General features: G+C 70.0%; 3 protein-coding genes. All 3 read right to left on the minus strand.

All coding sequences use genetic code 11. The annotated features are described in order from the left end of the window. Window positions 1-193: 193 nt before the first annotated feature. The gene (locus RDU12_RS11830; protein ID WP_300292730.1) at window positions 194-388 is read right to left on the minus strand and encodes a helix-turn-helix transcriptional regulator; all 195 of its coding nucleotides are present in this window, start codon (window positions 386-388) and stop codon (window positions 194-196) included. Window positions 389-398: 10 nt separating this feature from the next. Continuing rightward, window positions 399-845: a hypothetical protein gene (locus RDU12_RS11835; protein ID WP_300292732.1), complete on the minus strand. Its 447-nt coding sequence runs from the start codon at window positions 843-845 to the stop codon at window positions 399-401. Window positions 846-937: 92 nt separating this feature from the next. Next, a complete protein-coding gene (locus RDU12_RS11840) occupies window positions 938-2200 on the minus strand; it encodes a DNA recombination protein RmuC (RefSeq protein WP_300292734.1) in 1263 nt (420 codons plus the stop codon). Between the last annotated feature and the right edge of the window lie 2 nt (window positions 2201-2202).

Consider the following 2202-nt stretch of genomic DNA (forward strand, 5'->3'; position numbering starts at 1 on the left):
GGCGCGGATCGCGGGGGCGGCCTCGGCGACCGGCGGCGTCGCGACCTGGGCGTGGACCGGCGAGATGACGGCGACGGCGAGCCCGAGGCCCAGCACGGCGCCGACGGTCAGGCGGGCGACGGCGGAGGCGGTGGTCTTGAGGCGCTTCTTGAAGGTCATGTCAGGTCCGTGGATCGAGAGGGGTGGGGGGCGGTCATTCGCCGTCGATGAAGATGGCTTCGATCGGCTGTTCGAAGATCCGGGCGATCCGAAAGGCGAGGGGCAGGGACGGGTCGTAGCGGCCCGTCTCCAGCGCGTTGACGGTCTGGCGCGAGACGCCGAGCCGCTCGGCCAGATCGGCCTGGCTCCAGCTGCGCTCGGCGCGCAGCACCTTGAGGCGGTTGTTCATCCGGCGGCTCCTAGCGGTGCTTCAGCCACCAGACAGACCAGGCGACGCCATAGCCGACCAGCTGGAACAGCAGGATGGTCCACATGCCGGTTGTGACGAGGTCGGGCCCGATGAGTCCGAAAAAGGCGGCGCCGGCGCCGTCTTCGCGGAGGGTGAGGGTGGTCACAAGGATGGCCCCGACGGCCATACCGCCCGAGCCGCCCCACCACCAGGCCCATTTGTGGGCCTCGCGGGCGGCCTCGTCGATGCCGCGCCACCACCAGATACTGGCGGCGAAGGCGATGGCCATGACGAGGGACAGAACGGCGGCGGTGAGAGCCAGGCCGAAGGTTCCGGGCCGGTCATCCAGCAGCGCGCCAACCCCTCCGGCGACGCCGCCCAGCAGGCCCACGCCGAGCAATATCAGCAGATAGGTTCCAAGGCCGAAGGGACGTTTGGGCCGGGGGGCGGGGTCCATCAGGGGCTCCTCATCGAATGACAAGGGTGTTTTACATCGCTCAGGATGGGTGTCAAGCAGGCTTGTCTAAAAGTCCGCCAGCCTTGTCCCGGTCATTCAGCCGCGACGTCGGGCGTCGGGGCGGCGATCAGTTCGGGGCGGGAGAGGGCGCGGGGCGAGCCCTCGACCGGCGGCAGTTCGGGCAGGTCCTTGCCTTCGTGGTCGACGTGGAGATCTTCGAAGCGTCGGGCCGAGACCATGACCTGGCTCTCCAGCGAACCGACGAACTGGTTGTATTTGCCGACCGCCGTGTCGAGCGCCCGGCCGACGGCGGCGGCGTGGCCGCCCATGACCGACAGGCGTTTGTAGAGCTCCTTGCCCAGTTTCGCGACCTGCTCGGCGTTGCGGGACTGCTCCTCGGCGCGCCAGCCGTAGGCGACGGCCTTGCACAGGGCGAACAGGGTGGTCGGGGTGGCGATCAGCACGCGGGCGTCCATGGCCTGGGTGATCAGGTCCGGTTCGTGGTCGAGGGCGGCGGACAGGAAGGATTCGCCGGGCACGAACATCACGACCACGTCGGGGCTGGGCTTGAACTGGTCCTGATAGGCCTTGGACGACAGCTGGCGCACGTGGGTCTTCATGCTGGCGGCGGTGCGCAGGGAGGCGGCGCGGCCCTGGGCCTCCTCGTCGCCGTCGGCGGCGTCGGGGAAGGCCAGCGGCACCTTGGCGTCGATCACGAACATGCCGCCGCCGGGCATGCGGACGACGAAGTCGGGGCGTTGCTGGCGGCCCTGGTCGTCGGCGGTCGAGGTCTGTTCGGTGAAGTCGAAACGGCCGGCCATGCCGGCGGCCTCGAGCACGTTGCGGCAGGTCTGTTCGCCCCAGCGGCCGCGTCGTCCGGTGTTGCCCTTGAGCGCCTCGGTCAGGCGTCGCGCCTCGTCGCGGGTGGCGGTGGAGGCGGTCATCAGCAGGGCCAGCTGTTCCTTGAGGCCGCCGGTCTCCTCGTTGCGGGTTTTTTCGAGGGCGGCCACGTGCTCCTGGAATTTGGCCAGGGTGTCGGCCACCGGCTTGAGCTGGGCCTCCATCCGCTCGCGGGCCATCAGTTCGCGGTTGCGGAAGGTCTCGTCGGTGCGTTTGAGCAGTTCCTCGGCCACGGCGCCGGCGGACTGGGCGGCCTGGGCGCGGAGGAATTCGGCGTTGGCCGCGGACTGGTCCTCGAACAGCTTCATCCGCGCCTCGGTCTCGGCGTGGCGCTCGCGCAGCTCCCAGTTCCGGGTCTCGGCCGCGGCGGCGCGGCGGCGCTCCATCAGGGCCCAGGCGAGGGCGATGACGGCGATGACGGCGGCGGCGAAAAAGGCGACGAGGGAGGCGTTCATGC

Source organism: Brevundimonas sp., assembly GCF_031082345.1.
Lineage (GTDB): Bacteria > Pseudomonadota > Alphaproteobacteria > Caulobacterales > Caulobacteraceae > Brevundimonas.

What these genes read in the sequence shown, in the direction of transcription:
- RDU12_RS11840 (WP_300292734.1), bottom strand. Translation starts at nt 2,200, where the DNA reads ATGAACGCCTCCCTCGTCGCCTTTTTCGCCGCCGCCGTCATCGCCGTC.
- RDU12_RS11830 (WP_300292730.1), bottom strand. Translation starts at nt 388, where the DNA reads ATGAACAACCGCCTCAAGGTGCTGCGCGCCGAGCGCAGCTGGAGCCAG.
- RDU12_RS11835 (WP_300292732.1), bottom strand. Translation starts at nt 845, where the DNA reads ATGGACCCCGCCCCCCGGCCCAAACGTCCCTTCGGCCTTGGAACCTAT.